Genomic DNA, 15,193 nt, shown 5'->3' with positions numbered 1-15,193 from the left:
GATCCGTGAATCGAGGGTTCGAGAGATGTCAGTCGCTACCAGCCTTATCGAAGACCTGCCAGACCGGCTCAGCCCCGGCACGGCAGAAACACTCTATGAGTTCGGCGAGTCACCGTTGCTGGCGCGCCAGAGTCGCCAGGAGTCCAATGCGCGCAGCTATCCCCGGCGTATTCCCCTGGCCCTCAAGCGGGCTAATGGCATCCATGTCGAGGATGTCGAGGGCCGGCGGTTTATCGACTGCCTGGCGGGTGCCGGCACTCTGGCGCTGGGGCATAACCATCCGGTGGTGGTCGAAGCCATTCGCCAGGTGTTGAGTGATGAGTTGCCGCTGCACACCCTTGACCTGACCACGCCGGTCAAGGATCGCTTTGTCCAGGACCTGTTCGGCGTGCTGCCGACGGCCCTGGCCCGGGAAGCGAAGATCCAGTTCTGCGGCCCGACCGGCACCGATGCGGTGGAGGCGGCACTCAAGCTGGTGCGCACCGCCACCGGGCGCAGCACGGTGTTGTCTTTCCAGGGCGGTTACCACGGCATGAGCCAGGGCGCCCTCAGCCTGATGGGCAGCCTGGGGCCGAAGCAGCCCCTGGCCGGGCTGCTGAGCAATGGCGTGCAGTTCCTGCCCTATCCCTACGACTACCGTTGTCCGTTCGGGCTGGGCGGCGAGCAGGGCGTGAAGGTCAACCTGCATTACCTGGAAAACCTGTTGAACGACCCGGAGGCCGGCGTTGCACTCCCCGCCGCGGTGATTGTCGAGGCCGTGCAAGGGGAGGGCGGGGTCATCCCGGCGGACCTCGAATGGCTGCGCGGCGTACGGCGGATTACCGAGCAGGCGGGTGTCGCCCTGATCGTCGACGAAATCCAGAGCGGCTTTGCCCGCACGGGCAGGATGTTTGCCTTCGAGCATGCGGGCATCGTCCCGGATGTGGTGGTGTTGTCCAAGGCCATTGGCGGCAGCCTGCCCCTGGCGGTGGTGGTCTATCGCGAGTGGCTCGACACCTGGCTGCCGGGCGCCCATGCCGGGACGTTTCGCGGTAATCAAATGGCCATGGCTGCCGGTTCAGCCGTGATCCGTTTTCTCCAGGAACATCGGGTGGCCGAGCATGCGGCGGCCATGGGCGAGCGCCTGGGCGAGCATCTGCGGATCCTGCAGCGCGACTTCCCGCAGCTGGGCGATATCCGTGGACGTGGGCTGATGCTGGGGGTCGAGCTGGTCGATCCGAGCGGTACGCCGGACAGCCTGGGCCATCCGCCGGCCTTTGCCCGGCTGGCGCCGCGGGTGCAGCGCGAATGCCTCAGGCGCGGGTTGATTCTTGAACTGGGCGGGCGCCATGGCGCGGTGGTGCGTTTTCTGCCGCCGCTGATCATCAGCGCCGCGCAGGTCGATCAGGTCGCCGAGATCTTTGGCCGGGCACTGGCGGCAGCGGTGGCCAGCCTCTAATTTTTTTGCGGCGTCAGCCGTTTCTATCACCAACGGCTGCGTCTTAACGGCAAGCTGCATGACTTACACGGAGAACCGCAATGACATCAGTATTCGATCGCGACGACATCGTCTTTCAAGTGGTAGTCAACCATGAGGAGCAGTACTCCATCTGGCCGGACTACAAAGCGATCCCCGGCGGCTGGCGTGCCGTCGGCAAAAGCGGTCTGAAAAAGGACTGCCTGGCCTATATCGAAGAGGTCTGGACCGATATGCGGCCGCTGAGCCTGCGCCAGAAGATGGAGGCCCAGGCCCGTACCGCAAGTTGACTCAACGTACAGCGAGGGGCATCCCGGGATGCCCTTTTTCATGCCGCTGACCCTCTCGGGACGCGGCTAGACCCGCAAGACCCGAGCACTTGCCGCCACGCCCAGCAGTAGCAACGCCACTAGCATAAACGCCAGGTTCAGGCTGCTGCCGTGGGCGATAAACCCGATCAAGGCCGGCCCGGCCAGGATGCCGGCGTAACCCAGGGTCGTAATCGCCGGTATGGCGATGCTTTCCGGCATCAGGGTCTGTTTGCCAACCGCGGTGTACAGCACGGGCACGATATTCGAACACCCCGCGCCCACCAGCGCATAGCCGATCAGCGCGGCCTCCCAGGCGGGCACCAGGGTCGCGAGGGCCAGGCCGGCGGCAGCTGTCAGGCCACCCCAGACAATCACCCGTTTCGCCCCGACTCGCCGCACGATGGCGTCGCCAGTCAGGCGGCCCACCGTCATGGTCAGGGCAAAGGCGGCATACCCCAGCCCCGCGTAGGCAGTGTCGAGGCCGCGTTCGGCAGTGAGGTACACCGCACTCCAGTCAAGCATGGCGCCTTCGGCCAGAAACACGATAAAGCACAACACCCCGATGAACAGGACGACGCCATGGGGCACGGCAAAGGCGGGTCCCGGGCTTTGCATCCGTTGGGTCAGCAGGTGGGGGGCGGCCTTGATCAGGGCCGCCAGTATCAGCACGACGACTGCCAGGGTTGCCCCCAGCGGCGAGAGACCCAGGCCGAGCAAGGCGGCGACACCCGCGGCACCCAGGATTCCACCCAGGCTGAACAGGCCATGAAAGCCCGACATCATGGTTTTACCGCTGGCCCGCTCGACGATGACCGCTTGCAGATTGGCGGTCGAATCCACGGCGCCCAGCCCGGCGCCAAAGACAAAGAGGGTCGCCACCAGCGCCGCCATGCCACTGACCGTGGCGAGCAGGGGGAGGCTCAGAGCAATCAGCAGGGTGCCGACGGTCAATACCCGTCGACAACCAAAGCGTGCAGCCAGGGCACCGGCCACCGGCATGGCGATAATCGAACCGACCCCCAGACACAGCAGCAGTAAACCCAGGGTACCGTCATCCAATCCGGCGCGGGCCTTGGCATAGGGCACCAGCGGCGCCCACGCCGCCACGCCGACCCCGGCAATAAAAAAGGCGAGGCGCGTAGACCGCTGTTCGAGCCGTCCGGGCAGAACGACAGGCGGGGAGGTAAGGGCAGTCATGGACAATCCTGGGCAATGCGGCGGCAGCCGTGCAAGCGGCACATCCTTGCATATCGCCACGGCCCAGGCGAGCGTCCACTACCGTACGCAGACCCGGGGTCAGCGTGGCGAATACAGCGTCAGGGCACTGACCCGCTGCTCTTCGACCTGGATTCGCACGATGCCTTGGACCTGGGCCTGGCCGCGGCGATAGCACTCCACCAGCACCGTGTCGGTGGTGCTTTGGGTGGCTTCGACGCGTTGCGAGCACAGCAGTAGGTCGAGCGCCGGGCCGGCCAGTGTTTCATCCGGATTACGGCAGAAAGCCAGGGCGATTTCACAGGGGGTGGGGAGCGGCGGGGGATAAAGCGTCCGTTCGGTCGCGCACGTGCGGTTCGAGCCTGGTTGCAGTGAGCGGGCAAACGCTGAGGGGTGTTGGGTAGCCATTGTGCGCAACCTCGATAAAGAGGGACGGCGCATGGCTCTGGAAATAACCTGGGTGTCGCCAGCCTGACTGAGGGGAGCCAACGCCTGCCAGAAGTGTAGAGGCATAAGGCCGGGTTTTATCGACCCGGTTATATCGAAAGGCGATAAGCGCAGGGCCCGTTGCCTAGCTTTGCTTCTGTTGCGTGGGGCCGGTGCACTGACTCAGGAGGGTGTCAGGCCGGGGGCAGTGCGCAGGATAAAATGGTCGAGGTTTTCGATTTGCGCGCTGAAAACGCTGAAAGTCCGCTGCGGATCCGTTTTGCCCGGCACCTCCTTGCGCTGCGGCGTCACACCATAGAAGAAGCAATAGAGGTCTTCAGTCTGGTCCATGGCGTGCTCGATCTCTTCGAGAAAGACTCGGCGCTGGCGGTAGTTCTCGATCAGGCTTTTGCTCAGGTAGACATTGACCGGGTAGCGCTTCTTGTCGAGCCATAGCGGGTTGGCAAACTGGATGCTGAAGCTGGTCTTGTAGGACTTGATGGCCTTGACCTTGCCCCAATAGATCAACCCTGGCTTGTCCTGGCAGTACTCGATTTTCTTGAAGAAGCTCCAGTAATTGAGCGCCTGGTCGGCGATCTTCAAGGGATGGGACTTGAGGCGTTCCTTGTCCGCGTAGTTGGAAACGAAGCATTCCACCGGGTGGGCGAAGATCGTGGTGCGGTTGAGCGGGGCGGGCGACGCTGCCGGGCGGCGGGCTGCAGTCGGCGCCGATACGGCTTTGGCGAGGACTGGCCCACCGAGTTGGGGCGCGGGCGCTGCGCCAACTGCAACAGCGGGGGCGCGCTGGTAGGTGCGCCGGGTCAGCAGCAGTTCACTGGGGAAATTGTCTTCGCGGCCGTCGCTGCCGTCTGGCGCGGCAGCCGCTTTCTCGGCGCTGAAATAGCGGCACTCGGGCAGGTGCCGGGTACTGGGGCGGTCCTTGAAATGTGGGGTCTTCTTGAAGCGCACATTCTTGGCGTTGTAGGTGCCCAGCCGGCTGTCCGGGCCTAGGGCCGCGCGACAGGCATCGTCGGGGCAGAGAAAGTGCTCTTGCTCGGAGTCGAAGGCCTGGGTCTCGTCGAAATTCAGATCGCGGACATCGTAGATCGAGAGCTTCTCGTCGAGGCTCAGGCAATAGGCGTTATCGAATTTCATTGGCGGGCCACTGGCGAGTCAGAGGGTTTTATAGCGCAAATCACCCGCGGTGGGGTGGGCCACCGCGGGTGTTCCGGCGATCAGACGGTGAGCAGGCGCTCGCGCAGCTTGCCGATCTCGTCGCGCAGTTGCGCCGCTGCCTCGAACTCCAGGTCGCGGGCCAACTGGTACATCTTCTCTTCCAGCTGGCGGATGCGCTTGGTGATCTCGCTGGGTGAGCGCAGTTCGTTTTCGTAGCGCGCGCTTTCCTCGGCGGCCTTGGCCATGCCTTTGCGCTTCTTGCTGCGCGAGCCTGGCACGGTGGCGCCTTCCATGATGTCGGCGACATCCTTGAACACGCCCTTGGGGGTAATGCCGTGGGCCAGGTTAAAGGCGATCTGCTTATCGCGGCGGCGCTCAGTCTCGCCAATCGCCCGCTCCATGGATCCGGTGATCCGGTCGGCATAGAGGATCGCCCGGCCATTGAGGTTACGCGCCGCCCGGCCGATGGTCTGGATCAGCGAGCGCTCGGAGCGCAGGAAGCCTTCCTTGTCGGCATCGAGAATGGCCACCAGGGACACCTCGGGCATGTCCAGGCCTTCGCGCAGCAGGTTGATGCCCACCAGCACATCGAAGGTGCCCAGGCGCAGGTCGCGGATAATCTCGACGCGTTCCACGGTGTCGATATCCGAGTGCAGGTAGCGCACCCGCACGCCATGGTCGGCCAGGTAATCGGTCAGGTCTTCGGCCATGCGCTTGGTCAGGGTGGTGACCAGCACGCGTTCTTCCAGGGCCACGCGTTTGTTGATTTCCGAGAGCAGGTCGTCGACCTGGGTCAGGGCCGGGCGGATTTCGATTTGCGGGTCGACCAGGCCGGTCGGGCGGACCAGTTGCTCGACCACGCGACCGGCGTGCTCGGCTTCATAGTTGCCGGGGGTGGCCGAGACAAAAATGGTCTGCGGGCTGATGGATTCCCACTCATCAAAGCGCATTGGCCGGTTGTCCAGTGCCGAGGGCATGCGGAAGCCGTATTCCACCAGGGTTTCCTTGCGCGAGCGGTCGCCTTTGTACATGGCCCCGACCTGGGGCACGCTGACGTGGGACTCGTCGATCACCAGCAGGGCGTCGGCCGGCAGGTAGTCGTAGAGGGTCGGCGGCGCGGCGCCTGGCTCGCGGCCGGAGAGGTAGCGCGAGTAGTTTTCGATGCCGTTGCAGTAGCCCAGCTCGAGGATCATCTCCAGGTCGAAGCGGGTGCGTTGCTCCAGGCGCTGGGCTTCCACCAGCTTGTTGTTGCTACGCAGGTAGTCGAGGCGTTCCTTGAGTTCGGCCTTGATCCCTTCCACGGCGTCGAGCAGGGTTTCGCGCGGGGTCACGTAGTGACTCTTGGGGTAGAAGGTAAAGCGCGGCAGCTTGCGGATCACTTCGCCGGTCAGTGGGTCGAAGGCCGAGAGGCTTTCCACTTCATCGTCGAACAACTCGATGCGGATCGCTTCAAGGTCGGATTCGGCCGGGTAGATGTCGATCACATCGCCGCGCACGCGAAAGGTCGCACGGGCAAAGTCCATGTCGTTGCGCGTGTATTGCAGGTCGGCCAGGCGGCGCAGCAGGGCGCGCTGGTCGAGTTTGTCGCCACGGTCCACGTGCAGGACCATCTTCAGATAGGTTTCCGGACTGCCCAGGCCGTAGATGCACGACACGGTGGTGACGATGATCGCGTCCTTGCGTTCGAGCAGGGCCTTGGTCGCCGAAAGACGCATCTGTTCGATATGGTCGTTCACCGAGGCGTCCTTCTCGATAAAGGTATCGGAGGAGGGCACATAGGCTTCGGGCTGGTAGTAGTCGTAGTAGGAAACGAAGTACTCCACCGCGTTGTTCGGGAAAAAGCTCTTGAACTCACCGTACAACTGCGCGGCCAGGGTCTTGTTCGGGGCCAGGACCAGGGTCGGGCGCTGCACCTGGGCGATCACGTTGGCAATGGTGAAGGTCTTGCCCGAGCCGGTCACCCCGAGCAGGGTCTGGTGCGCCAGGCCGGCGTCGATGCCTTCGACCAGTTGGCGGATCGCCTCCGGTTGGTCGCCGGCAGGCGCGAAGCGGGTGACGAGTTGGAATTCGGACATAACGGACCTCTGGGGTTCATGGCGGGCGCGCGGGCCGCGCACGAACGGGAAAGACGGGTTGGCCGCGATATCGTCGGCATCGATCGGGATATTTCAAGATGTTGTGGCGAACGCTGCCAGTTTCAAGGCAGCCCCGGATCGTGGGTGCTACCGACCGAGGTGTAACCGGGTGCAACCCGCTGTCGACACGTTTGCAAAATAAACCGAAAAATAGCCTCGAAAGCGCTAATCGGCTGTCGCTCTCGCCGATGATGGCCTCTATACTAGCTCCCCGTTTGTGCACCGCTCTAGTGCAATCGGCTGGAGCGTTGTCACCCCCTCCAATCCCATTCAGAGCTGCCGTAAAAATGAGCCTGTTCTCCGCTGTCGAAATGGCACCACGCGATCCTATCCTGGGCCTTAACGAAGCATTCAACGCTGATACCCGTACCCACAAGGTCAATCTGGGCGTCGGCGTGTACTGCAACGAGGAGGGGCGGATCCCTCTCCTGCGTGCCGTTGTCGAAGCCGAAACCATTCGCGTAGCTCAACACGCGTCCCGTGGCTACCTGCCGATCGACGGTATTGCCGCGTATGACCAGGCTGTGCAGAAGCTGCTGTTCGGCGCTGATTCGCCGTTGCTGGCCGCGGGCCGGGTGATCACGACCCAGGCCGTGGGCGGGACCGGCGCACTGAAGATCGGTGCCGACTTCCTCAAGCAACTGCTGCCTGACGCCGTTGTGGCCATCAGCGACCCCAGCTGGGAAAACCATCGCGCGCTGTTCGAGACCGCCGGTTTCCCTGTGCAGAACTATCGCTACTACGACGCGGCCACCCACGATGTGAATCGCAGCGGCCTGCTGGAAGACCTCAACGCGCTGCCGGCCAAATCCATCGTCGTATTGCACGCCTGCTGCCACAACCCGACCGGCGTCGACATGAGCCCGGCCGACTGGCAGAACGTGCTCGACGTCGTGCGTGCCAAGGACCTAGTGCCGTTCCTCGACATGGCCTACCAGGGCTTTGGCGACGGCATCGATGAAGATGCGGCGGCCGTGCGGTTGTTCGCCGAGTCGGGCTTGACCTTCTTTGTGTCCAGCTCGTTCTCCAAATCCTTCTCGCTGTACGGCGAGCGCGTCGGTGCGTTGTCCATCGTCAGCGAATCCAAGGAAGAGAGCGCTCGCGTGCTGTCCCAGGTCAAGCGCGTGATCCGTACCAACTACTCCAACCCGCCGACCCATGGCGCCAGCATCGTCGCGGCCGTGCTTAACAGCCCCGAGCTGCGTGCTCAATGGGAAGCCGAGTTGGCCGAGATGCGCCTGCGTATCCGTGGCATGCGCATGCAGATGGTCGATCTGCTGGCCAAGCATGGCGCCAAGCGCGACTTCAGCTTTGTCGGTCGTCAGCGCGGCATGTTCTCGTACTCCGGCCTGACCGTTGAGCAAGTGGCCCGCCTGAAGAACGAATTCGGCATCTACGCGCTGGACACCGGTCGTATCTGCGTGGCTTCGTTGAACCAGAGCAATATCGACGTGGTGACCAAGGCTATCGTCGAAGTGTTGTAAGCGGGCTTGAGGAGAAGTCAGCCAGGGGTTGACTTCTCTTTTTAGATCAGTAACATACGCATCAATTCCGCAATAGCTCAGTTGGTAGAGCAAGTGACTGTTAATCACTGGGTCCCTGGTTCGAGTCCAGGTTGTGGAGCCAGACAAGGATTCAGAGCGTGCTGCACAGCGCTTTGAATCATTCGAAGAAACCCGCCTTCTGGCGGGTTTTTTCGTTTTGGCGTTCCTTCGAGCTCGGCCAAGCCCATAGGCCGCTTCTTAAAAGCCCTTCAGTCGCTATCTTTTGCTCGTACCGAACAAATCCACTTGAGCGTTGGCTATTGACTACACCGACTGGAAAGACCAGCAGGCCAGTGTGCAGGACCCCAGCACCCGATTCATCACCGACGGCACCTACAAGGGCTTTGTCACGGGCGATGGCCGGGACATAAGCGGTGAGTCGTTTCTTTGCGCACCCAAGTAAAAAATGTCGGTGGGCGGCACCTATTGTCGGGACGATCGCCTGACCTTCAGCAGCGAATACAAGGTTACCCGCCACATCGCGGTATCCGGCTTCGTGAAAAACGCCTTCGACAAGCACTACATCACCAACAATCGTGATGACGCCATCATTGATGCCGGGGCGCCCCGCACCGTCGGGCTGGTGCTGCGTTACGACATGTAGGCGGGTGTGAGAGGCAAGCCTGCAGACCTTGGTCTGCGCGCTGTGTTTGCCCCCGCTTGTTGACCGCGTCGCCTCGGCCATGGATTGGCCTGTCGGGGGCGGGCGAAGTGGTCGGTTACTCATGGATTCAAGCACTTACACTTTCGGGTAGTCCTTATCCGTCCCTGGATATCCCTCGAGGAGCGTGCAATGAACGATGCCAGCAACCCCCTGATCATCAGAGCCATCGAGCCTGCGGATTACCCGCAATGGCTGCCACTTTGGCAGGCTTACCAGACGTTCTACGAAGTGGCCCTGAGCGAGGAGGTGGGTCGCACGACCTTCAAGCGTTTCCTCGATACGGCGGAGCCGGTGTTTGCCGCCGTGGCGGTTCAGGATGGCCAACTGGTGGGTTTTGTCCACGCGGTGCTCCACCGTTCGACCTGGGCGCTCAATGATTTCTGCTATCTGGAAGACCTGTATGTCGCGCCCGACATTCGCGGTGCTGGCACTGGCAAGGCATTGATCGAGTGGGTGCGCGACGTGGCCCGCGAGCAGGAATGCGCTCGGCTGTACTGGCATACCCACCGCACCAATGAGCGGGCGCAGAAGCTCTACAACTGGATCGCCGACAACTCCGGTTGCATCGAGTACCGGATGGCCTTGTAGGCTGGGGCGATCCATCAACGCTGACGTCATGGACATCCTTCGGTCGCTCGGCAAATATGGTCGGCTGAACAAGGCAGGAGCACCTCTCCATGACGGACCGCATGAGCCTCAATTTCGAACTGGACACGCTCCGGATCCGCCTGGCCGACCCCCGGCTGGCGGCGCTGGAGTTGCGTGTGCGGGTGCAGCGCGCATTGCGTCAGTTGATTCTGGAGGGCGTGCTGCTTCCGGGCAGTCGCTTGCCGGCTACGCGGGCCTTGTCCCGCTCCCTGGGCATGTCTCGCGACACGGTGGAAATGGCCTATGTGCAGTTGCAACTCGATGGCTATCTGCAACGCCGCGCGGGCTCCGGCAGCTTTGTCTCGGACCGGATCGGCGCGAACCTGCTGGGCGCTCAGGCAAGCTCGGGAAGGCCGCCTGTCCTGGCGGCTACCGAGGCGCTCAGTGCCCGGGGCCGGGACATCCTCGCCAGTGGCGGCGTCACTGACCAGCAGGTGGTCAAGGCCTTTGCCACCGGCCTGCCGGAAACCCGGACCTTTCCCGTCGCGACCTGGGAGCGCCTGCAGCGCCAGGCCTTGAAGGACCATCGCAGCCGTGCGCTGTTGCATGGTGATCCTCAGGGCGCGGAACCGCTGCGCCAGGCCATTGCCCATTACCTGAACCAGGAACGTGGCGCCAGGGTGACGGCGGACCAGGTACTGGTGCTGAGTAGCACGCGCCAGGCGTTGTTCCTCTGCGCCCAGGTGCTGGTCGATGCCGGCCGGCCGATCCTGATGGAAGACCCCGGTTACTTTGGCGCACGCAAGGCCTTTGAGCTGGCCGAACTGGAGGTCGTGCCGGTGAGGGTGGATGCCAAGGGCCTGCGCACGGACGACCTGTGGGCCGATCGAAGTGGTGCCAATACGATTTACGTCACGCCGTCGCACCAGTATCCGACGGGCGTGACCCTGGCCCTGGAGCGCCGTCTGGAGCTGACGGCCTGGGCCGCTGAGCGCCAGGGCTGGATCATCGAAGACGACTACGACAGCCAGTTCCATTACGAAGGCTTGCCCACCGCCTGTGTCCAGGGCCTGGACAGTGCGCAGCGCACGCTTTACCTGGGCACGTTCAGCAAGTCGCTATACCCCGGCTTGCGGATGGGCTACATGGTGCTGCCGCCGTCCCTGGTCAAGCCGATGACGTATGCCCGCAGCATTCTCGACGGTCATACGCCACAGCTGGCGCAGTTGACCCTGGCGCGTTTTATCGAGGGCGGGCACTTCGGCGCCCATATCCGCGCCATGCGCAAGATCTACGCGGTGCGGCGCGAGGCCATGGCCACGGCGGTGGCGCGCCATTTGGCCGATGTGGTCACGGCCCGTCTGCCGCCGGGTGGCCTGCAGATGCCTTGCCTGCTTGCGCCGGGCCGATCGGAGGCGCAGACGATTCTCCAGGGCGCGCGCGCAGGCATCCAGGTGCCCGGGCTCAGCCGGTTGTATGCCACGCCCCCGGCGCAGGGCGGCTGGCTGCTGGGTTTTGCCGCACTCACCCCTTACGAGATCGATAGCGCGATCCAGCGCTTGGCCAAGGCCATTTCCTGACGCGTGACTGGTCTGCCGTTCTTGCGAAAAGTGGACTGAAGCAGCCAGCCATAGCGCCCTAAGCTGGGGCCTGGTCCATTTTCAAGGCAGGTCTCGCGTGAATCCCACAAGCTCTCGGCTACGCCCCAGCGATTTTATCGCCCCGGCTATGGCTGCGTTGATTTCTGTGATCGTCAACTATGGCGGCACCTTTGTGCTGGTGTTCCAGGCCGCGCAGGCAGGGCGGCTCAGCCCCGAGCAGACGGCGTCCTGGGTCTGGTCGGTGAGTATCGGCGTCGGCATTACCGGTGCCTGGCTGAGTTACCGTTATCGCGAGCCGATCATCACCGCTTGGTCCACACCAGGGGCGGCGTTTCTGGCGACGGTCATGCCGTTTACCGCCTACGGGGAAGTGATTGGTGCGTACATGCTCAGCGCCATCGGCTTTATTCTGCTGGGGCTGTCGGGATGGTTCGAGCGCCTGGTGCGATGGATCCCGAGCGGTATTGCCGCCGGCTTGCTGGCGGGGATTCTGCTGCAGTTCGGGGTCAATGCCTTTGGCGGCGCCAGTGCGGATCCGCTGCTGGTGTGTCTGTTGGTATTGTCCTACGCCTTGCTGCGCCGCTTCACGTCGCGTTTTGCGGTGGTCGGGATGCTGCTGGTGGGGGTGATTTTGCTGGTGGCCCAGGACCGCCTGGACCTGCGCGACGTCCACTTGAGCCTGGCCGCCCCGGTGTTTGAAACCCCGCAGTTTTCCTGGGGCGCGCTGCTGGGTGTGGCCGTGCCGTTGTTTGTGATTACCCTGACCGGCCAGTACATGCCCGGGATGCTGGTGCTGCGCAATGACGGCTTCAAGACCAGCGCCAATCCGATTTTGACCGTGACCGGCCTGGGGTCGCTGCTGATGGCGCCGTTCGGCGCCCATGCCTTCAATGTCGCGGCCATTACCGCGGCCATTTGCACCGGCCGGGATGCCCACGCAGACCCGCGCAAACGCTACATCGCCGGGCTGGTCTGTGCCGTGTTGTATATCACCGTGGGGCTGTTCGGGGTCACGCTGGCTTCGCTGTTCATGGTGCTGCCGCGCGCCTTTATCACCACCCTGGCCGGCTTGGCGCTGCTCGGTGCGATTGGCGGCAGCCTGGCCAACGCCATGGCTGAGGCGCGCACGCGGGAGACGGCGCTGATCACCTTTCTTGCCACGGCCGCGAATGTGACCCTGCTGGGCATTGGCGGGGCTTTCTGGGGCTTGTTGGCCGGGCTGTTGGCGCATTGGCTGATGCATGGTGGGCGTCAGGCGGTAGGTGTGCCAGGAGTCAAGCCTTAGGTGCGGAGCGCCCTGCCGGTTGGGCTTTCAAACATTCTCTGCACGCATTGGCCTAGGCGTCGCGCAGCAGGTCGTTGGCGTTGAGCAGCTCGTAGGCAATTTCTGGGCGTTTTTCCAGGGCGCGGCGGATGGCGGCCGGAATCGCCTGGCGGGTCTTGCGGCACAGGCCCGGCTGGGCTTGCAACTGAATGCCGATGCCGCGCATGGTGCGCACCTCATTGAAGCCCGGAGCGACCGTGACGCGGATGCCCAACTGCTCGTACAACCGTTGTTGCAGGTGTTCGAGATCGGCCAGGCTCCGCACATCTTCCAGTCGCGCGAGCAAACGCAATTCTTCCTGGCGGGTCAGGGCCAGGATGCGGCGGTCGGCCGTGGGCGTTGCCAGCAACTGCTCGCGTTGGCAGTCGCAGGCGCCGGGCGGGCAGGGCTGGCGGATCGGCAGAGAGGTGCTCATAGGGTGCCAGCATAGCCCAGCTGGATTTTTTCTACTGCTGGCCAGCCTGCGGGTGATTGGTGGGGCTGTGGCGCGATTATTCAGTCATGGCACAGGCTGACGAATTCTTCGAACTTGCCGCCCGGACCGAGAGGCAGGCGCTCGGCAAAGTAGCGAAAGTCCAGGACGAAAGGATGGCCCAGGGCCTGAGTGATGATCTCGCCGAGTGCCCGCTGTTCGCACGGTTGCAGGGGGCGCTCGACCACCAGCCGCACTTCGAGCTGCTCGCGCGAATGCTGGATCAACTGGTATTGCTGGACTGGCGCGACTTCGCGGTAGCGGTCGAAGCCGACGCGGGGCCAGCGTCGGCTGCCATCGGGGTAGAGGAGCATATTGCGGCTGCGTCCGAGAATGCGCCGCAAGGTCGGCAACGAGCGTGCGCAAGGGCAGGCGGGGCCGACTTCGGCATGGTCACCGATGGCGTAGCGGATCAATGGCGTGGCGAAATTGTGCAGGTCCGTCACTACCACCTCGCCGCATTCCCCGGGGCCGCAGGGCTGGCCATCGGCGTCGAGGACTTCGACGAGCACGTGCTCGGCCATAACGTGGTACAGCCCGCTGACCGGGCACTGTAGGGCAATGACGCCGAGTTCTTGGGAGCTGTAGCTGTCGAACAGCTCCACGGCGAAGAACGCGCTGGCCTCGTGGCGCAGGTCGTCGCTGAGCGTTTCACCCAGGGTGCGAATCTGTTTGAGCGAGGGCAGGCTGCCGCCGTGCTGGCGAAAGTGGCGCAGGAGATCACGCAGGGCGGTGGGGTAGATCAGCAAGTACTGCGGGGCGGCGGCGCTCAGTTCGGCGGCGAGCGTCGCAGTATCCAGGCTCATGGAAAACCCGTGCAGCGGGCCGGTCGCATAGAGCAGGCTGAGCGGTGCGCCCCAGTTTTCCTGGTGGATGTGGGGCTGGGGCAGGTTGGCTCGGACTACCGCCAGGCAGTCGCTCGCATGGCTGCGCCACCAATGATGCCCGCGCAGGGTGCAGGCCAACCAGAACAGCTGATTGACCTGGGTTCGGTGGACCACCACCGGCTCGCCGCTGGAACCCGATGTGCGGGTCTCGCCCAGGGGCAGGTGCGAGGGCGGCACGAACTGGCTGAAGAGGTCGGGCCCGGCGGCCTGCACGTGGCGGCGCGTCAGCGGTGGCAGTTGCCGCAGACGGGCCAGGGTCAGCGGTTGATCGGGGGCGATACCGGCACTCAGCAAGCGACGGCGATGAAAGTCGCAATGTTGGCCCAGATGTCGGCCCAGCGCTTCCAGTTGTTGCGCCTGGCCGGCCTGCAGGTGCGCCGCGTCGGCGTACTCCCAGTGGCACAACTGTTGGTGCAGGTCCGCCAGCGGGTGCCGGTCGCCGAGGGTGATGGCGGGCCAGCAGATGCCGGCCAGAGGCTGCTCGCCGCTCATGGATGACGCGGCCTGAGCGCGAGCAGCGGGCAGCGTTCGCCGAGTTCGTAGCGGGGCAGGTGCAGGTCGAGCAGGTCGAAGTGCGTGGCGAGGGTTTGCTGCAGTTCGTCCAGGGTCGGAAAGTAGTAGGTGGCCTGGGCCTCCCGGTAGCTGTCGATCGTGGCGATCTGTGCGGCCGGCCAGCCTGTGGCGGCGGCCAGGGCCATGGGGTCCGGGCCTTGGGTTTGCCAGGTCTGCCAGACAGTCGCCGGGCGTACGCCTTCGAGCAGGGACGGGTGCAGGGCCATCGCTAGGCGCCATTTGTAGGCATGAAAGCTGCCAATCTCTCCGGCAGCCAGGGCGTCATGCACCTGTTCGGGACTTTCCGGCCGGTCCGGGCGGATGAACACGCGCATCAGCCAGCGCCCGTCGCGGCGCAGCAGGCGATGGATTTCCTGCATCAGGCGCTGCATACCGTGGGGGAAGGAAAACAGCCCGAGTACACCGTCGCCGACAATGCAGTCGATCGAGCTGTCGGCCAGGGGCATGCGCTCCCAATCGGCGTTCAGCACCTGGGCGCCAACTGGCGGGTTGGGCTGCCACTGCTGGCGGATCATGTCGGCGCATTGGTCGACGGCCACCAGCCGGGTGCCTGAAGGCCAGGTCATATGGGCCAGTTCGGGGGTCACGCCCATCAGGATGCCACGCTGGTGCAGGGGCACCAGTTCGCTCAGGGTCCGCTCCATCCACTGCACATCTTCGCTGCAGGGCCGCAACGGCGAGCCGAAATGCTGCCACGCATGGGCATGTTTCTCCCAGTGATTGGTCGGGGGCGAAAGATCGGGAGGTCGAGGCATGGAGACGTCCTTGGCGGCGCTCACCAGCCGGGGCTGGTGCGCAGAATAAGGGAAGGCGCACAAGCG

The 15,193-nt window shown here is 63.9% G+C and carries 13 protein-coding genes, 1 tRNA gene and 1 pseudogene; 8 read left to right on the top strand and 7 right to left on the bottom strand.

Annotated features, from left to right (window positions below):
- Positions 1 to 25: 25 nt before the first annotated feature.
- Both NPS46_RS19835 and NPS46_RS19830 read left to right on the top strand, forming a co-directional pair.
- On the top strand, positions 26 to 1,438 hold the full coding sequence (locus NPS46_RS19835; RefSeq protein ID WP_274110133.1) for an aspartate aminotransferase family protein: 1,413 nt from the start codon (positions 26 to 28) through the stop codon (positions 1,436 to 1,438).
- A gap of 80 nt (positions 1,439 to 1,518) precedes the next feature.
- Positions 1,519 to 1,746: an MbtH family protein gene (locus NPS46_RS19830; protein ID WP_274110131.1), complete on the top strand. Its 228-nt coding sequence runs from the start codon at positions 1,519 to 1,521 to the stop codon at positions 1,744 to 1,746.
- Between the two features lie 66 nt (positions 1,747 to 1,812).
- On the opposite strand, the gene NPS46_RS19825 is transcribed toward NPS46_RS19830, so the two are convergent.
- The 4 genes from NPS46_RS19825 to uvrB all read right to left on the bottom strand — a co-directional run bounded on the left by NPS46_RS19825 (position 1,813) and on the right by uvrB (position 6,659).
- Complete coding sequence (locus tag NPS46_RS19825; RefSeq protein ID WP_274110129.1) at positions 1,813 to 2,964, bottom strand: MFS transporter; 1,152 nt, start codon at positions 2,962 to 2,964, stop codon at positions 1,813 to 1,815.
- A 99-nt stretch (positions 2,965 to 3,063) separates the two neighbouring features.
- Positions 3,064 to 3,390: a hypothetical protein gene (locus tag NPS46_RS19820; protein WP_274110127.1), complete on the bottom strand. Its 327-nt coding sequence runs from the start codon at positions 3,388 to 3,390 to the stop codon at positions 3,064 to 3,066.
- A gap of 201 nt (positions 3,391 to 3,591) precedes the next feature.
- Complete coding sequence (locus NPS46_RS19815; RefSeq protein ID WP_274110126.1) at positions 3,592 to 4,563, bottom strand: hypothetical protein; 972 nt, start codon at positions 4,561 to 4,563, stop codon at positions 3,592 to 3,594.
- 80 nt (positions 4,564 to 4,643) lie between these two features.
- A complete protein-coding gene (uvrB, locus tag NPS46_RS19810) occupies positions 4,644 to 6,659 on the bottom strand; it encodes an excinuclease ABC subunit UvrB (protein WP_274110124.1) in 2,016 nt (671 codons plus the stop codon).
- Between the two features lie 347 nt (positions 6,660 to 7,006).
- Between uvrB and NPS46_RS19805 the strand changes: the two genes are divergently transcribed.
- From NPS46_RS19805 to NPS46_RS19780, 6 genes and pseudogenes are all read left to right on the top strand, one after another.
- On the top strand, positions 7,007 to 8,203 hold the full coding sequence (locus tag NPS46_RS19805; protein WP_274110122.1) for an amino acid aminotransferase: 1,197 nt from the start codon (positions 7,007 to 7,009) through the stop codon (positions 8,201 to 8,203).
- A gap of 66 nt (positions 8,204 to 8,269) precedes the next feature.
- Positions 8,270 to 8,345: transfer RNA gene (locus NPS46_RS19800), tRNA-Asn, on the top strand.
- A gap of 183 nt (positions 8,346 to 8,528) precedes the next feature.
- A pseudogene (locus NPS46_RS19795) lies at positions 8,529 to 8,867 on the top strand (energy transducer TonB); the annotation flags it as partial.
- A 189-nt stretch (positions 8,868 to 9,056) separates the two neighbouring features.
- A complete protein-coding gene (locus NPS46_RS19790) occupies positions 9,057 to 9,515 on the top strand; it encodes a GNAT family N-acetyltransferase (RefSeq protein WP_274110120.1) in 459 nt (152 codons plus the stop codon).
- Between the two features lie 101 nt (positions 9,516 to 9,616).
- On the top strand, positions 9,617 to 11,095 hold the full coding sequence (locus NPS46_RS19785) for a PLP-dependent aminotransferase family protein (RefSeq protein ID WP_274110443.1): 1,479 nt from the start codon (positions 9,617 to 9,619) through the stop codon (positions 11,093 to 11,095).
- 148 nt (positions 11,096 to 11,243) lie between these two features.
- Positions 11,244 to 12,401 (top strand): benzoate/H(+) symporter BenE family transporter, encoded by a 1,158-nt coding sequence (locus NPS46_RS19780; protein WP_274110118.1) that lies wholly within the window; start codon positions 11,244 to 11,246, stop codon positions 12,399 to 12,401.
- 52 nt (positions 12,402 to 12,453) lie between these two features.
- On the opposite strand, the gene NPS46_RS19775 is transcribed toward NPS46_RS19780, so the two are convergent.
- The 3 genes from NPS46_RS19775 to NPS46_RS19765 all read right to left on the bottom strand — a co-directional run bounded on the left by NPS46_RS19775 (position 12,454) and on the right by NPS46_RS19765 (position 15,127).
- Complete coding sequence (locus NPS46_RS19775) at positions 12,454 to 12,855, bottom strand: hypothetical protein (protein ID WP_274110116.1); 402 nt, start codon at positions 12,853 to 12,855, stop codon at positions 12,454 to 12,456.
- 80 nt (positions 12,856 to 12,935) lie between these two features.
- On the bottom strand, positions 12,936 to 14,291 hold the full coding sequence (locus tag NPS46_RS19770; protein WP_274110114.1) for a phenylacetate--CoA ligase family protein: 1,356 nt from the start codon (positions 14,289 to 14,291) through the stop codon (positions 12,936 to 12,938).
- Positions 14,288 to 15,127: a class I SAM-dependent methyltransferase gene (locus NPS46_RS19765; RefSeq protein ID WP_274110112.1), complete on the bottom strand. Its 840-nt coding sequence runs from the start codon at positions 15,125 to 15,127 to the stop codon at positions 14,288 to 14,290. The genes NPS46_RS19770 and NPS46_RS19765 overlap by 4 nt, the downstream gene beginning before the upstream one ends.
- Between the last annotated feature and the right edge of the window lie 66 nt (positions 15,128 to 15,193).

The sequence above is a fragment of the Pseudomonas putida genome (genome assembly GCF_028682395.1).
Classification (GTDB): domain Bacteria; phylum Pseudomonadota; class Gammaproteobacteria; order Pseudomonadales; family Pseudomonadaceae; genus Aquipseudomonas; species Aquipseudomonas putida_AB.
This window is presented reverse-complemented; position numbering and strand designations above follow the sequence as displayed.